This is a genomic window from Streptomyces sp. CA-251387, from assembly GCF_050936625.1.
In the GTDB taxonomy this organism is placed as follows: domain Bacteria; phylum Actinomycetota; class Actinomycetes; order Streptomycetales; family Streptomycetaceae; genus Streptomyces.
Window position 1 is genome coordinate 2,330,793 of sequence record NZ_JBNJMJ010000001.1, and the last position, 15,962, is coordinate 2,346,754.

At 68.7% G+C, this 15,962-nt stretch carries 12 protein-coding genes and 1 tRNA gene; 9 read left to right on the plus strand and 4 right to left on the minus strand.

Features of this window, described 5'->3' with window-relative positions; all coding sequences use genetic code 11:
• Positions 1-56 precede the first annotated feature (56 nt).
• Complete coding sequence (polA, locus tag ACQEV2_RS10385; protein WP_433038900.1) at positions 57-2,783, minus strand: DNA polymerase I; 2,727 nt, start codon at positions 2,781-2,783, stop codon at positions 57-59.
• Between the two features lie 183 nt (positions 2,784-2,966).
• Here polA and ACQEV2_RS10390 point away from each other — a divergent pair, with 183 nt between their 5' ends.
• From ACQEV2_RS10390 to ACQEV2_RS10425, 8 genes are all read left to right on the plus strand, one after another.
• Complete coding sequence (locus ACQEV2_RS10390; RefSeq protein WP_433038902.1) at positions 2,967-5,246, plus strand: FdhF/YdeP family oxidoreductase; 2,280 nt, start codon at positions 2,967-2,969, stop codon at positions 5,244-5,246.
• A gap of 52 nt (positions 5,247-5,298) precedes the next feature.
• Positions 5,299-5,787, plus strand: a complete 489-nt coding sequence (locus tag ACQEV2_RS10395; protein ID WP_433038904.1) for a hotdog fold thioesterase — start codon at positions 5,299-5,301, stop codon at positions 5,785-5,787.
• A gap of 170 nt (positions 5,788-5,957) precedes the next feature.
• Complete coding sequence (locus ACQEV2_RS10400) at positions 5,958-6,371, plus strand: hypothetical protein (RefSeq protein ID WP_433038906.1); 414 nt, start codon at positions 5,958-5,960, stop codon at positions 6,369-6,371.
• Positions 6,372-6,862: 491 nt separating this feature from the next.
• Entirely contained in the window at positions 6,863-8,092 is a 1,230-nt protein-coding gene (locus ACQEV2_RS10405; RefSeq protein ID WP_433038908.1) for a branched-chain amino acid ABC transporter substrate-binding protein, read from the plus strand.
• Positions 8,093-8,206: 114 nt separating this feature from the next.
• Positions 8,207-9,136: a branched-chain amino acid ABC transporter permease gene (locus tag ACQEV2_RS10410; RefSeq protein ID WP_433038910.1), complete on the plus strand. Its 930-nt coding sequence runs from the start codon at positions 8,207-8,209 to the stop codon at positions 9,134-9,136.
• Positions 9,137-9,159: 23 nt separating this feature from the next.
• Complete coding sequence (locus tag ACQEV2_RS10415) at positions 9,160-10,971, plus strand: branched-chain amino acid ABC transporter permease (protein WP_433054333.1); 1,812 nt, start codon at positions 9,160-9,162, stop codon at positions 10,969-10,971.
• Positions 10,972-10,976: 5 nt separating this feature from the next.
• A complete protein-coding gene (locus tag ACQEV2_RS10420; protein WP_433038912.1) occupies positions 10,977-11,849 on the plus strand; it encodes an ABC transporter ATP-binding protein in 873 nt (290 codons plus the stop codon).
• On the plus strand, positions 11,846-12,562 hold the full coding sequence (locus ACQEV2_RS10425; protein ID WP_345010159.1) for an ABC transporter ATP-binding protein: 717 nt from the start codon (positions 11,846-11,848) through the stop codon (positions 12,560-12,562). Before ACQEV2_RS10420 ends, ACQEV2_RS10425 begins: the two co-directional genes overlap by 4 nt.
• A 78-nt stretch (positions 12,563-12,640) precedes the next feature.
• Here the strand turns inward: ACQEV2_RS10425 and ACQEV2_RS10430 are convergent, their stop codons facing one another.
• Positions 12,641-13,297 (minus strand): ANTAR domain-containing response regulator, encoded by a 657-nt coding sequence (locus ACQEV2_RS10430; protein WP_433038915.1) that lies wholly within the window; start codon positions 13,295-13,297, stop codon positions 12,641-12,643.
• 101 nt (positions 13,298-13,398) lie between these two features.
• Between ACQEV2_RS10430 and ACQEV2_RS10435 the strand changes: the two genes are divergently transcribed.
• A tRNA-Leu gene (locus tag ACQEV2_RS10435) sits at positions 13,399-13,473 on the plus strand.
• A 73-nt stretch (positions 13,474-13,546) separates the two neighbouring features.
• On the opposite strand, the gene pyk is transcribed toward ACQEV2_RS10435, so the two are convergent.
• Positions 13,547-14,983, minus strand: a complete 1,437-nt coding sequence (gene pyk, locus ACQEV2_RS10440) for a pyruvate kinase (RefSeq protein ID WP_433038917.1) — start codon at positions 14,981-14,983, stop codon at positions 13,547-13,549.
• 145 nt (positions 14,984-15,128) lie between these two features.
• Positions 15,129-15,842, minus strand: a complete 714-nt coding sequence (locus ACQEV2_RS10445) for an SIMPL domain-containing protein (protein ID WP_433038919.1) — start codon at positions 15,840-15,842, stop codon at positions 15,129-15,131.
• Positions 15,843-15,962: the final 120 nt, after the last annotated feature.

The window sequence follows — 15,962 nt, forward strand, 5'->3', positions numbered from 1 at the left end:
GTTGGCCAAAGGCAAACTCGGCACTCAGCTCCCAAACGGCCCAGCCGCTGGAGTTGCTAATGCGCGGCCGATTCCCAGTCCGGGCCCAGGCCCACCGAGACGCCCAGGGGAACCCTGAGGTGGACGGCGTTGGACATTTCTCGGCGGACCAGTTCCTCCGCGGCCTCGCGTTCGCCGGGGGCGATTTCCAGGACGATTTCGTCGTGGACCTGGAGGAGCATGCGGGAGGTGAGGTTCGCCTCGCGCAGGGCCTGGTCGACCTTGAGCATGGCGATCTTGACGATGTCCGCCGCCGTGCCCTGGATGGGGGCGTTGAGGGCCATGCGCTCGGCCGCCTCGCGGCGCTGGCGGTTGTCGCTGTTGAGGTCGGGGAGGTAGCGGCGGCGGCCGAAGAGGGTCGCCGTGTAGCCCGTCGCCCGAGCCTCGTCGACGGCGCGGCGCAGATAGTCCCGTACGCCGCCGAAGCGCTCGAAGTAGGCGTCCATCAGGGCGCGGGCCTCGCCCGCGTCGATGTTCAGCTGCTGGGAGAGGCCGAAGGCCGACAGGCCGTAGGCGAGGCCGTAGGACATCGCCTTGATCTTGCGGCGCATCTCGGCGTCCACCGCGGCGGGTTCCACCGCGAACACCTGCGAGGCGGCCGTGGTGTGCAGGTCCTCGCCCGAGGTGAACGCCTCGATCAGGCCCTCGTCCTCGGACAGGTGGGCCATCACGCGCAGTTCGATCTGGCTGTAGTCGGCGGTCATCAGGGACTCGAATCCCTCGCCGACCACGAAGCCCCGGCGGATCGCCCTGCCCTCGTCCGTGCGGACCGGGATGTTCTGCAGGTTCGGGTCCGTGGAGGACAGGCGGCCCGTCGCCGCGACCGTCTGGTTGAAGGTCGTGTGGATACGGCCGTCCGTCGCGATCGTCTTGATCAGGCCCTCGACGGTGACGCGCAGCTTCGCCTGTTCGCGGTGGCGGAGCATGATGACCGGCAGTTCGTTGTCGGTCTGAGTGGCGAGCCAGGCCAGGGCGTCGGCGTCCGTGGTGTAGCCCGTCTTCGTCTTCTTCGTCTTGGGCAGGGCGAGTTCGCCGAAGAGGACCTCCTGGAGCTGCTTGGGCGAGCCCAGGTTGAACTCGTGCCCGGCCGCCGCGTGCGCCTCCTTCACGGCCTGCTGCACGGCGCCCGCGAACATCTGCTCCATGGCCTCCAGGTGGGCCCGGTCGGCCGCGATGCCGTGCCGCTCCATCCGGGCCAGCAGGGCGGAGGTCGGCAGCTCCATGTCGCGGAGGAGATCGGCGGCGCCGACCTCCTCAAGGCGGCTCTCGAAGGCCTCGCCCAGGTCGAGGACCGCACGCGCCTGGATCATCAGCGCCTCGGCCTCGGCGCCGTCGTCCGTGCCGAAGGCCAGCTGGCCGTCGGCCGCGGCGGCCGGGGCCAGCTCGCGGTGGAGGTACTCCAGGGACAGCGCGTCCAGGTCGAAGGAGCGGCGGCCCGGCTTGACCAGGTAGGCGGCGAGCGCGGTGTCCATGCGCACGCCTTCGATGCTCCAGCCGTGCTCGGCGAAGACCCGCATCGCGCCCTTGGCGTTGTGGAAGACCTTGGGCTTGTCGGCCTCCGACAGCCAGGCCGCGAACGCCTTCTCGTCGGCCTCGTCCAGCTGTGACGGGTCGAACCAGGCCGCCGCTCCCCCGGCCGCGGCGAGCGCGACCTCGGCGACCGAGCCGGTGCCCAGCGCCCAGGCGTCGACCGTGGCGACACCGAGGAGTTCGCCGCCGTGCTCGGCGAGCCAGGGGGCCAGCTCGCCGGTGCCGAGCACCGAGCCGTCCAGCTCCACGCCGTCGGTCGAGATCGGGGTGGCCTCGGCCTCCTCGGCCCCGGGGTCGACGCCGAAGAGCCGCTCACGCAGGGAGGGGTTACGGATCTCCAGGGTGTCCAGGATCATCGCGACGGCCTTGCGGTCGTACGGCACGCGCGCGACGTCGGCGACGGTCTTGGGCAGCTCGACGTTGCGCTCGAGCTCGGTCAGCCGGCGGTTGAGCTTGACTGCCTCCAGGTGGTCGCGGAGGTTCTGGCCGGCCTTGCCCTTGACCTCGTCGACGCGCTCGACCAGCTGCGCGAAGGATCCGAACTGGTTGATCCACTTCGCGGCCGTCTTCTCGCCGACGCCCGGGATGCCCGGCAGGTTGTCGGAGGGGTCGCCGCGCAGGGCCGCGAAGTCGGGGTACTGGGCGGGGGTCAATCCGTACTTCTCGAAGACCTTCTCCGGGGTGAACCGGGTCAGCTCGGAGACGCCCTTCGTCGGGTACAGCACCGTGGTGTGCTCGCTGACCAGCTGGAAGGAGTCGCGGTCGCCGGTGACGATCAGCACCTCGAAGCCGTCGGCCTCGGCCTGGGTGGCGAGGGTGGCGATCACGTCGTCGGCCTCGAAGCCGTCGATCGCGAACCGCGAGACGTGCATCGCGTCGAGCAGCTCGCCGATCAGCTCGACCTGGCCCTTGAACTCGTCCGGGGTCTTGGAGCGGTTCGCCTTGTACTCCGTGAACTCCTCGGAGCGCCACGTCTTGCGGGACACGTCGAAGGCCACGGCGAAGTGGGTGGGCGCCTCGTCACGCAGCGTGTTGGCGAGCATCGACGCGAAGCCGTAGATCGCGTTCGTCGGCTGGCCCGTCGCCGTCGTGAAGTTCTCCGCGGGCAGCGCGAAGAAGGCGCGGTACGCCAGCGAGTGCCCGTCCATGAGCATCAGGCGGGGCCGGCTGCCGCCGGGGTTGGTGTCGGTCTGCTTCGATGCTGTCTCTGCCACGCCCCCGATCCTGCCACGCCCCACTGACAGTCGGTCCCCATCGGGGGTTCCGGACGGTCCGGCACCGCCGGGCACCCTGCCGGGCGGGTCGATCCCCCCTCCCCGGCCCGCCCCCCTCGTTGTCCGTCCCGCGTGCGAGGATCGGAGATGTACCTCACACGTGTACACAAAGAGGAGTGCGCGATGGCCACCAAGCCGCCCAAGGGTGATCCGGTTCAGGACGCGCCGCAGGTCGCCGAGCCGAAGCACGCGGCTGCGGGGCTGCCGGCCATCGGGCACACCTTGCGCATCGCCCAGCAGCAGATGGGCGTGAAGCGCACCGCGCTGACGTTGCTGCGGGTGAACCAGAAGGACGGCTTCGACTGCCCGGGGTGCGCGTGGCCGGAGCCGGACCACCGGCACAAGGCGGAGTTCTGTGAGAACGGCGCGAAGGCGGTGGCCGAGGAGGCGACCCTGCGCCGGGTCACCCCCGAGTTCTTCGACGCGCATTCCGTCGCCGACCTCGCGACCCGCAGCGGCTACTGGCTGGGGCAGCAGGGGCGGCTCACCCACCCCATGTACCTCCCCGAAGGGGGCTCGCACTACGAGCCGGTCACCTGGGAGCGCGCCTTCGACATCGTCGCCGAGGAGATCACCGCCCTCGGCTCTCCCGACGAGGCAGTCTTCTACACCTCCGGGCGCACCAGCAACGAGGCCGCGTTCCTCTACCAGCTCTTCGCGCGCGAACTGGGCACCAACAACCTGCCGGACTGCTCGAACATGTGCCACGAGTCGTCCGGGTCGGCTCTGAACGAGACCATCGGCATCGGCAAGGGCAGCGTCCTGCTGGAGGACCTCTACAAGGCGGACCTGATCATCGTCGCCGGGCAGAACCCCGGCACGAACCACCCGCGCATGCTCTCCGCCCTGGAGAAGGCCAAGGCCAACGGCGCGAAGATCATCAGCGTCAATCCGCTGCCCGAGGCCGGCCTGGAGCGCTTCAAGAACCCGCAGACCCCGCAGGGCATGCTCAAGGGTGCCTCTCTCACCGACCTCTTCCTGCAGATCCGCATCGGCGGCGACCAGGCCCTCTTCCGCCTCCTCAACAAGCTGATCCTGGAGACCGAGGGCGCCGTCGACGAGGAGTTCGTCCGCGACCACACCCATGGCTACGAGGAGTTCGCCGCGGCCGCCCGTGCCGCCGACTGGGACGAGACGCTGACCGCGACCGGCCTCACGCGCGCGGACATCGACAAGGCCATGGCCATGATCCTCGCCTCGCAGCGCACCATCGTCTGCTGGGCCATGGGCCTCACCCAGCACAAGCACTCCGTGCCGACCATTCGCGAGGTCGTCAACTTCCTTCTGCTGCGCGGCAACATCGGCCGCCCCGGCGCGGGCGTGTGCCCGGTGCGCGGTCACTCCAACGTGCAGGGCGACCGCACGATGGGCATCTTCGAGCGGCCCGCCCCGGCGTTCCTGGACGCCTTGGAGAAGGAGTTCGGGTTCGCGCCGCCGCGCGAGCACGGCTACGACGTCGTACGGGCCATCCGCGCGCTGCGCGACGGCGAGGCGAAGGTCTTCTTCGCGATGGGCGGCAACTTCGTGTCCGCCACGCCCGACACCGACGTCACCGAGGCGGCGATGCGGCGCGCCCGGCTGACCGTGCACGTGTCGACGAAGCTCAACCGCTCGCACGCGGTCACGGGCGCACGTGCGCTGATCCTGCCCACCCTCGGCCGCACCGAGCGCGACCTCCAGGGCAGCGGCGAGCAGTTCGTGACGGTCGAGGACTCCATGGGCATGGTGCACGCCTCCCGGGGCCGCCTGGAGCCCGCGAGCCCGCACCTGCTGTCGGAACCGGCCATCGTCTGTCGCCTGGCACGCCGCGTGCTGGGCGAGACCAGCCGCACACCCTGGGAGGAGTTCGAGAAGGACTACGCGACGGTCCGGGACCGCATCGCACGGGTGATCCCCGGCTTCGAGGACTTCAACGCGCGCGTGGCCCGCCCGGGCGGCTTCACGCTCCCGCACGCCCCGCGCGACGAGCGCCGCTTCCCGACGGCGACGGGCAAGGCCAACTTCACCGCGGCTCCGATCGAGTACCCGAAGGTGCCCGAGGGACGGCTGCTGCTGCAGACCCTGCGGTCGCACGACCAGTACAACACCACGATCTACGGACTCGACGACCGCTACCGGGGCATCAAGAACGGCCGCCGGATCGTCATGATCAACCCCGAGGACGCCGAGCAGCTGGACATCGCCGACGGCTCCTACGTCGACCTGGTGAGCGAGTGGAAGGACGGGATCGAGCGGCGGGCGCCCGGCTTCCGGGTCGTGCACTACCCGACGGCCCGGGGCTGCGCGGCCGCGTATTACCCGGAGACCAACGTCCTGGTCCCCCTGGACGCCACCGCGGACACCAGCAACACCCCGGCCAGCAAGTCCGTCGTAGTCCGTCTGGAACAATCGGCCACCGACTGAGCGTTTGCTCAGTCGACCCGTACCGACGGAGCACGACGAACGGAGCCGGCCCATGGGCGAGCAGCAGCACGTGAAGTTCCCGCAAGAGGTCATCGACGAGTACGCCGCGCTCGGCGTCGACCTGCCGGCCCTGTTCTCCGCCGGGCACCTCGGGAACCGCATGGGTGTCCAGATCGTGGAAGCCTCCGCCGAGCGGGTCGTGGGGACCATGCCGGTGGAGGGGAACACCCAGCCGTACGGGCTGCTGCACGGCGGCGCCTCCGCGGTGCTCGCCGAGACGCTCGGGTCGGTCGGGTCGATGCTGCACGCGGGCAGCTCCAAGATCGCGGTCGGCGTCGACCTCAACTGCACCCACCACCGCGGCGTCCGCTCCGGCCTCGTCACCGGCGTGGCCACGCCCCTGCACCGGGGGCGCTCCACGGCGACGTACGAGATCGTGATCAGCGACGAGCAGGGGCGGCGCGTGTGCAGCGCGCGGCTGACCTGCCTGCTGCGGGACGTGAACCGCAGCGACGAGGAGCGCCTCCGGGCGGCGAACTGACACTGACTTGACACTCCGGCCGGCGCTACGTTCCGGCCACCACTCTTACGCTGTCACCCCGGCCGCCACCCGTTGTCGCCACGGCGGCCACCCTCACGTTGTCGCCACGGCCAACGCCCGTACGCTTCCCCGTCGTTGAACCCGAGCGCCCGGCGGCATACCGTCGAGGCATGACGACGGGAGGAGCCCGGCGGACGGCGGCAGCGCTCGGACTGGCGCTGCTGGCCGCCGGCTTGGCGGCCGGGTGCGACCAGCCGGGCGCCAGGGACAACGCGAACGCGACCCGGGCGAGCGCCGACTCGCCCTCCCCGTCGGCGACTCCGCCCGCGCGGCTGTGCACGCAGATCATCGGCTACTGGTCGCGCCGGGCGCTGACCGGCGACACGTACGGCGACTACCAGTCGATGGGCCTGTCCGACGGCCAGTACGAGATCCTCCGCAAGGTGGTGGACGCCGCCCGGGCGGAACGCAGGCGCGCGGACGCACAGGCGGCCGACCACCTGATCGACCGCAAGGCGCGCGAGTTGTGCGAGAAGCGGTACCGAAACGGCGAGCCCACCGGAGGGCCATGGGGTGCCGGGTGAGGCTATGCCCAATTCCGCTTTCACGCCCGATATTCGTGCCCCATACACGAAAAGGATCCGAGGGCGCCGAAGACCTTTCGCGACTGTAACTCTGCGTAATACGGCTGCAATACAGGCCCACGGTTCTCCCCCGAGGAGCACCCTTCCCACAAGCCCACAGAGGCCCTGAGGTAGCCTTCAGCAACGACCCGGGTAATCACCAAAACTGGTGAACACTCGTGAAAGAGCTACGCGCGAACGCTGCGGGTTCTCACTATGCGGACAGGGCGAATCGGCCGGAAATCCTCTCTTCCCCCCACCGAGTACCGCTCTGTGTTACCCCGTGTCATAACAAGAGCGTCACAGCATTCGTCAGGCCCTCCTCCATGTTCCCTTCACGCGCTTAGAGTCACCGCCAGTCACCGAGCCACCGGATTCGAAGCCACTTCGGCCCAGCGCTCGACTCGGCGCGTTCCACGGGGAGCCGCCGTGCCAGGGAAAGGACCTGATTCGTGCGTCAACGTTCGATCATCGCTATAACCGCCGCGCTCGCGGCGGGATCGCTGACACTCACGGCTTGTGGGTCGCGTGACGAGGGCGGCAACAGCAGCAACGGCGACAAGACCACTGTGGTGATCGGCGTCGACGCCCCGCTGACCGGCGACCTGTCCGCACTCGGCCTCGGCATCAAGAACTCCGCCGACCTGGCCGCCAAGACGGCCAACAAGAAGGAGTACGTCAAGGGCGTCGAGTTCAAGATCGAGGCCCTCGACGACCAGGCCCAGCCGTCCGTCGGCCAGCAGAACGCCCAGAAGTTCATCAGCAACAAGGACGTCCTCGGCGTCGTCGGCCCGCTGAACTCCAGCGTCTCGCAGCAGATGCAGAAGCCGTTCAACGACGCCGGCCTCACCCAGGTCTCCCCGGCCAACACCGGTACGGAGCTGACCCAGGGCGACGGCTGGAAGACCGGCGACTCGGTCCGCCAGTTCAAGACGTTCTTCCGCACCGCCACCACGGACGAGATCCAGGGCGCCTTCGCGGCCGACTACCTCTACAACCAGGCCAAGATCAAGAAGGTCTACCTGATCGACGATCAGAAGACCTACGGCGCGGGCCTCGCCGCCTCCTTCAAGGCGAACTTCACCAAGTTCGGCGGCCAGATCGTCGGCAGCGACCACATCAACCCCGACGACCGTGACTTCAACGCCGTGGTCGCCAAGATCAAGAAGACCGGCGCCGAAGCCCTCTACTACGGCGGCGAGTACCCGGCCGCCGCCCCGCTGAGCCAGCAGCTCAAGGACAGCGGCCAGAACATCCCGCTCATGGGCGGCGACGGCATCTACTCCGGCGAGTACCCGAAGCTGAACAAGAAGGCCGAGGGCGACCTCGCCACCTCCGTGGGCAAGCCGGTCGAGCAGCTCGACTCCGCCAAGACCTTCATCAAGGACTACGAGGCGGCGGGCTACGAGGACGACTACGAGGCCTACGGCGGCCTCACCTACGACGCGACCTGGGCCATCATCGAGGCCGTCAAGCTGGCCGTCGAGGGCAACGACGGCAAGGTCCCGTCCGACGGCCGCAAGGCGGTCCTGGACGCCATGAGCAAGGTCAAGTTCGACGGCGTCACCGGCACCATCTCCTTCGACGAGTTCGGTGACACCACGAACCACACGATGACCGCGTACAAGGTCAAGAACAAGGCATGGGCGCCGGAGTTCAGCGGCGAACCCAAGCTTGGCTGAGCAGAGGACGAGTAGAGAACACTCCCCCATCACACATTGATCCAGGCCGCGCGGGAACGCCCACCAGCGCTCCCGCGCGGCGCCATATCCGAACCACTCCACGGAGGCCCTGCGGTGAACGAACTGCCGCAACAGCTGGCCAATGGACTCATCCTCGGCGCGATGTACGGACTCATCGCGATCGGCTACACGATGGTCTACGGCATCGTCCAGCTCATCAACTTCGCCCACGGCGAGATATTCATGGTCGGGGGCTTCGGGGCCCTCACCGTCTGGTTGGTACTCCCCGAAGGCTTCGCCCTCGGCGCCGCGATCCCCCTCATGATCCTCGCCGGCGTCATCGTCTCGGTCGCCGTCGCCACCGCGGCGGAACGCTTCGCCTACCGGCCACTGCGCACAGCGCCACGCCTGGCACCCCTCATCACCGCCATCGGCCTGTCCATCGTCCTCCAGCAGGCCGTGTGGATGTGGTACCCGGACGCGAAGAAGGACCAAACCTTCCCGCAGTTCGAAGGCGGCCCCATCGACGTCCTGGGCGCCAACGTCCAGCGCGGCGACCTCTTCGTCCTGATCGCCGCCCCGCTGTGCATGCTCGCCCTCGGCCTCTTCGTCACCAAGACGCGCTCCGGCCGCGGCATGCAGGCCACCGCCCAGGACCCCGACACGGCCAAGCTGATGGGCATCAACACCGACCGCATCATCGTCATGGCGTTCGCCATCGGTGCCGCGTTCGCCGCCATCGCCGCCGTCGCCTACGGCCTGAAGAACGGTCAGGTCGGCTTCCGCATGGGCTTCCTGATGGGCCTCAAGGCCTTCACCGCCGCCGTGCTCGGCGGCATCGGCAACATCTACGGCGCCATGCTCGGCGGCATCGTCCTCGGCGTGGCCGAGTCCCTCGCCACCGGCTACATCGGCGACATCCCCGGGATGGAGCTCTTCGGCGGCGGCGCCTGGAAGGACGTATGGGCGTTCAGCCTGCTCATCCTCGTCCTGCTGTTCAGGCCACAGGGCCTGCTCGGCGAACGCGTCGCGGATCGGGCGTGATACCCATGACCACCGAGACCCCCATGGACAAGAACACCGACACCACCAAGGTGTCCACCGCTCCGGCCACCCCGATCATCCCGCTGCCGCCCGCCGCGGCACGCGCGGTGACAGTCGCCGGCTCCGCCGTAGCCCTCGTCGGCACCTTCCTCGCCTGGACCTGGACCGAGGAGTTCCCGGGCAACCTCACCGTCACGGGCTACCCCGGCGGCCTTCAGGTGCTCACGCTCGTGGGAGCCCTGCTCACGCTGCTGTTCGCGCTCTCCGGTTACGGTATCCGCGGCCTGGGCTGGCTCACCCCCGGCGGCAAGAACAGCCCCGTCCTGCTCGCCTCCCTCGGCGTGTTCGGCACCACGGGCTACGCCATGGGCGCGATCAGCCAGGAGCTCGGCGGCCTGGTCAACCTGGAGCCCGGCGCCTGGGTCTCCGGCATCGGCGCGCTCGTCGCCGTGATCGGCGCCCTCGGCCTCCCGGTCGACCAGCCCTACGACGCCCAGGACCCGAACCCGAACCTGTGGGGACGGATCCGCCACTCGCTCAGCGCCCCCGACCCCGGCCGTGCCAAGGACCTGCCCGCCTGGGCGGAGATCCTGATCATCGCCGCGGGCTTCGGCCTCGGTCTGTACGTCTTCGCGTACGGCATCGGCACCGAGTACTCCGAGCTGTTCATCGGCTTCCTGATCATCGCGGCGTTCGGCTTCACCGCCGTCACCCGCGCCGGTCTGCTCAAGCGCCTGTCGGCCCTGACCGCCAAGCACCGCAACGTCACCCTCGCGGCGGCGTTCGTCGCGGCGATCTGCTTCCCCTTCACCCAGACCAACGACCAGTTCGCCCTCATCGGCGCGAACATCCTGATCTTCGCCACGGTCGCCCTGGGCCTCAACGTCGTCGTCGGCCTCGCCGGCCTCCTCGACCTCGGTTACGTCGCCTTCCTCGGCGTCGGCGCCTACGCCGCCGCCCTGGTCTCCGGCTCCCCGCAGTCGGCCATCGGCGTCCACTTCCCGTTCTGGGCAGCGGTCCTCACCGGTGCCGCCGCCTCGCTGATCTTCGGCGTGGTGATCGGTGCCCCGACCCTGCGGCTGCGCGGCGACTACCTCGCCATCGTGACGCTCGGTTTCGGTGAGATCTTCCGCATCACCATGAACAACCTCAACGGCAACAGCGGACCGGACGTCACCAACGGCTCCAACGGCATCCCGAACATCCCCGACCTGGAGATCTTCGGGTTCAACCTGGGCCTGCCGCACGACGTCCTCGGCCACGAGCTCACCCGCTCCGGCAACTACTACCTGCTGATGCTGCTGTTCACGGCGATCGTCGTCATGGTCTTCCGCCGCTCGGCGGAGTCCCGCATCGGCCGCGCCTGGGTCGCCATCCGCGAGGACGAGACCGCCGCCACCGCGATGGGCATCAACGGCTTCCGCCTGAAGCTCCTCGCCTTCGCGCTCGGCGCGTCCCTCGCCGGCCTCGCGGGCACCGTCCAGGCGCACGTGTCGTACAGCGTCACCCCCGAGCAGTACCAGTTCGCCGGCTCCGTGCCGCCGAACTCGGCCTTCCTGCTCGCCGCCGTCATCCTCGGCGGCATGGGCACCATCAGCGGTCCGCTGATCGGCGCCGCGCTGCTCTACCTCATCCCGGCCAAGCTCCAGTTCATGGCGGAGTACCAGCTGCTCCTCTTCGGCGTCGCGCTGATGCTGCTGATGCGCTTCCGCCCCGAGGGCCTGGTCGCCGACCGCAGGAAGCAGCTCGAATTCCACGAGACCGGACAGCTCGACGTACCGGAGGACAAGTCGCTGCCCGAGGGCGCGACCGGCGTCGCCAAGGCAGGGGCGTGACCGCCATGACCACCACCACGACCGCACCCACCAGCACGACGGTGCTCGACGCCAGCGGCGTCACGATGCGCTTCGGCGGTCTGACCGCCGTACGTGACGTGGACCTCACCGTGAACACCGGCGAGATCGTCGGCCTCATCGGCCCCAACGGCGCCGGCAAGACGACCTTCTTCAACTGCCTCACCGGCCTGTACGTGCCGACCGAGGGCAAGGTCGCCTACCAGGGCACCGTGCTGCCGCCCAAGCCGCACCTGGTCACCCAGGCCGGCATCGCCCGTACGTTCCAGAACATCCGGCTCTTCGCCAACATGACCGTTCTGGAGAACGTGCTGGTCGGACGGCACACCCGCACCAAGGAAGGCCTCTGGTCGGCCCTCCTGCGCCTGCCCGGCTTCAAGAAGGCCGAGGAGGAGTCGCGGGCCCGGGCCATGGAGCTCCTGGAGTTCACCGGCCTAGCCGCCAAGGCCGACCTCCTCGCCCGCAACCTGCCCTACGGCGAGCAGCGCAAGCTGGAGATCGCCCGGGCGCTGGCGAGCGAGCCCGGTCTGCTCCTCCTCGACGAGCCGACCGCCGGTATGAACCCGCAGGAGACCCGGGCGGCCGAGGAGCTCATCTTCGCCATCCGGGACAAGGGCATCGCCGTCCTCGTCATCGAGCACGACATCCGGTTCATCATGAACCTGTGCGACCGGGTCGCCGTGCTCGTCCAGGGCGAGAAGATCGTCGAGGGCCCCGCCGAGGTCGTCCAGGCCGACGAGCGCGTCATCGCCGCCTACCTCGGCACGCCCTTCGAGGGCGAGCCGGGCACCGCGGAAGCCGCCGAAGTCGAGGCTGCGGAGGCCGACGCGCAGAGCACCACGGAAGGGGACGACAAGTGACCGCACTGCTCGAGGTCGAGGACCTCAGGGTCGCTTACGGCAAGATCGAGGCCGTCAAGGGCATCTCGTTCAAGGTGAACGCGGGCGAGGTCGTCACCCTCATCGGCACCAACGGCGCCGGCAAGACCACGACCCTGCGCACCCTGTCGGGCCTCCTCCAGCCGCTGTCCGGCGACATCCGGTTCGACGGCAAGTCACTGAAGAAGATCCCCGCCCACAAGGTCGTCTCGCTGGGGCTCGCCCACTCCCCCGAGGGGCGGCACATCTTCCCCCGCATGACGATCGAGGACAACCTCCGCCTCGGCGCCTTCCTGCGCAACGACAAGGAAGGCATCGAGAAGGACATCCAGCGCGCCTACGACCTGTTCCCCATCCTCGGAGAGCGCCGCAAGCAGGCCGCGGGCACCCTCTCCGGCGGTGAGCAGCAGATGCTCGCCATGGGACGGGCGCTGATGTCCCGGCCGAAGCTGCTCATGCTCGACGAGCCCTCTATGGGCCTCTCGCCGATCATGATGCAGAAGATCATGTCGACCATCCAGGAGCTCAAGTCCCAGGGCACCACCATCCTGCTCATCGAGCAGAACGCCCAGGCCGCGCTCTCCCTGGCCGACCACGGCCATGTCATGGAGGTCGGCAAGATCGTCCTCTCCGGCTCCGGGCAGGACCTGCTGCACGACGAGTCGGTGCGCAAGGCGTATCTGGGCGAGGACTGATCGCCGTACGGTGATCGCCCATACGACGAGGCCCGCGTCCCCAGCAGGGGGCGCGGGCCTCTCCCGTAGGGTGGGGCGTCAGCCCTTGGCGGCCTTCTTCTCCTCGGCGTCCTGGATGACGGCCTCGGCGACCTGCTGCATAGACATCCGGCGGTCCATGGAGGTCTTCTGGATCCACCGGAACGCCGCGGGCTCGGTCAGCCCGTACTCGGTCTGGAGGATCGACTTCGCCCGGTCGACGAGCTTGCGCGTCTCCAGGCGCTGGGTGAGGTCGGCGACCTCCTTCTCCAGCTCCTTCAGCTCCGTGAACCGCGAGACGGCCATCTCGATCGCCGGGACGACGTCGCTCTTACTGAACGGCTTGACCAGGTACGCCATCGCACCGGCGTCCCGGGCCCGCTCGACCAGATCCCGCTGCGAGAAGGCGGTCAGCATCAGCACCGGGGCGATGCTCTCCTCGGCGATCTTCTCCGCCGCCGAAATACCGTCCAGCTTCGGCATCTTCACATCGAGGATGACGAGGTCGGGCCTGTGCTCACGGGCCAGCTCGACGGCCTGCTCACCATCACCGGCCTCGCCGACGACGGTGTACCCCTCTTCTTCGAGCATCTCTTTGAGATCGAGCCGGATCAGCGCCTCGTCCTCGGCAATGACGACACGGGTCGTCAGCGGAGGCACGTGCGACTTGTCGTCGTCGGGCGCGTCTACGGGCTGGGGCGACTCGGGGGCGGTCACGGGGGCTCCTCGTTCAGGGGCAGGGGTGCTGCTCCCAAGAGCCTACCTAGCTACGGTATGGTGGACGCGCGGAGGGTCAGGGGGAACCTTGGATTCTTCGAGCCCCGGTAGCCCAATTGGCAGCAGGCAACGGATTCAAAACCCGTACAGTGTCGGTTCGAGTCCGACCCGGGGCACTTTTCCTTCGATTTCAAGGTCGCGATGAGGGCCCCTCCGATGGAGGGGCCCTTCGATTTTCCCACTGCTTTTCTATTGGGGGATGTCGTCCTCGCCGATGTGGTGGACGCGGACCATGTTGGTCGAACCTGAAACGCCGGGCGGCGATCCCGCCGTGATGACGACGACGTCGCCTTTCTTGCAGCGGCCGTATTTCAGGAGCAGTTCGTCGACCTGGTTCACCATCGCGTCGGTCGACTCGACGTGCGGGCCCAGGAACGTCTCCACGCCCCACGTCAGATTCAGCTGCGACCGCGTGGCCGGTTCCGGTGTGAAGGCCAGCAGCGGGATCGGCGAGCGGTAGCGGGACAGGCGGCGGGCTGTGTCGCCCGACTGGGTGAAGGCGACCAGGAAGCGGGCGCCCAGGAAGTCGCCGATCTCGGCTGCCGCACGGGCCACCGCGCCGGGCTGGGTGCGGGGCTTGTTGCTTTCGGTCAGGGGCGACAGGCCCTTGGCCAGGACGTCCTCCTCGGCCGCCTCGACGATCTTCGCCATCGTCCGGACCGTCTCGATGGGGTACTTGCCGACGCTGGTCTCGCCGGACAGCATCACCGCGTCCGTGCCGTCGATGACCGCGTTGGCGACATCGCTCGCTTCCGCGCGCGTAGGCCGGGAGTTGTCGATCATCGAGTCGAGCATCTGCGTCGCGACAATCACCGGCTTGGCGTTGCGCTTCGCCAGCTTGATCGCGCGCTTCTGGACGATCGGTACCTGCTCCAGCGGCATCTCCACGCCAAGGTCACCACGCGCGACCATGATGCCGTCGAACGCGGCCACGATGTCGTCGATCGCCTCGACCGCCTGCGGCTTCTCCACCTTGGCGATGACGGGGAGGCGGCGGCCTTCCTCGTCCATGATCCTGTGCACGTCCTCGATGTCCCGGCCACTGCGCACGAACGACAGCGCGATGACGTCGAAGCCCGTGCGCAACGCCCAGCGCAGGTCCGCCTCGTCCTTCTCGGAGAGGGCGGGGACCGACACCGCGACGCCGGGGAGGTTCAGGCCCTTGTTGTCGGAGACCATGCCTCCCTCGACGACCGTCGTGTGGACGCGCGGGCCGTCGACCGACGTGACCTCCAGGCAGACCTTGCCGTCGTCGACGAGGATGCGTTCGCCGGGGGTGACATCGCCGGCGAGGCCGCCGTACGTCGTGCCGCACTGCTCGCGGTTGCCCTCCGCGCCCTCTTCCACGGTGATGGTGAAGGTGTCCCCGCGTTCAAGGAGTACGGGTCCTTCGGTGAAGCGGCCGAGGCGGATCTTCGGGCCTTGAAGGTCGGCGAGGATGCCGACGCTGCGGCCGGTCTCGTCGGATGCCTTCCGAACGTGCTGGTAGCGCTCCTCGTGGTCGGCGTAGCTGCCGTGGCTGAGGTTGAATCGGGCGACGTCCATTCCGGCGTCGACCAGTGCCTTTATCTGGTCGTACGAGTCGGTGGCGGGACCCAGGGTGCAGACGATTTTCGCTCGGCGCATGTTTCGACTCTATGACTTACCGGCGGGTAGAGAATTGGCCGGGCGTGACCACCCAACAACCTTTACATGAAGGGTTATTGACAAGTGTTGAATTGTGCGACGGGGCGCTCCGATGAGCGTTCGAAGCCCGCCCCGCCGGGGTTGTTCACAGCTGTGGCGGCGTCATGGTGAATCGCGCGTTCACTTGGGCGTAGACGCGCTGCCGCTGGGGTTCGAGGTCGAGGGGGGCGGCCGCGGCGTCTTCCGCGGCGCCGTACGCCATGGAGCGCATACGGCCCGCGGGGGCGGGTGCGATGGGCTGGGGGTTCTCCGCGCCGATGTCGGCGAGTTCGACCAGGGCGGCGAGCGAGGCACCCAGCGCCTCCGCGTACTCCCGCGCCCGCTGGACCGCTTCCCGCACCGCCTGCTGCCGGGCCTCCCGGTAGGCGGGTGAGTCGGGACGCAGGGCCCACCACGGGCCGTCCACCCGGGTGAGGTCCAAGTCGGCGAGCCGGGTGGTGAGTTCACCGAGAGCGGTGAAGTCGGTGAGCTCGGCGGTGACGTGGACGCGGCCGTGGTAGGCGTGGATCCGTTCGCCGCGGCCTTTCTCCTTGAGTTCCGGGGTGATGGAGAAGGAGCCGGTCTCCAGGCGCTCCACCGCGTCGCCGTAGGTCTTGATGAGGTCGAGGACAGTGGCGTTGCGGCGGGTGAGGTCGTCGAGGGCGGCGCGGCGGTCCTTGCCACGGGCGGCGACGGTGACGCTGATGCGGGCGAACTCGGGGTCGACCTCCAGGCGGGCCTCGCCTCGGACGGCGATGCGGGGAGCGTCGGGGGTGCCGTAGGGCACTGCGGGCTGAAGTTCCTCTGAAGGGGCGGTCATACGTCCCACTCTGTCATCGCTTGCTCGGTTACGGACCCGGCAGGTCATCAGATCGAAACCTGCGGGGTCTGTTGTCACTCGCCATGACCAGGTCAGAATCTACGCGCGTCAGTATCTACG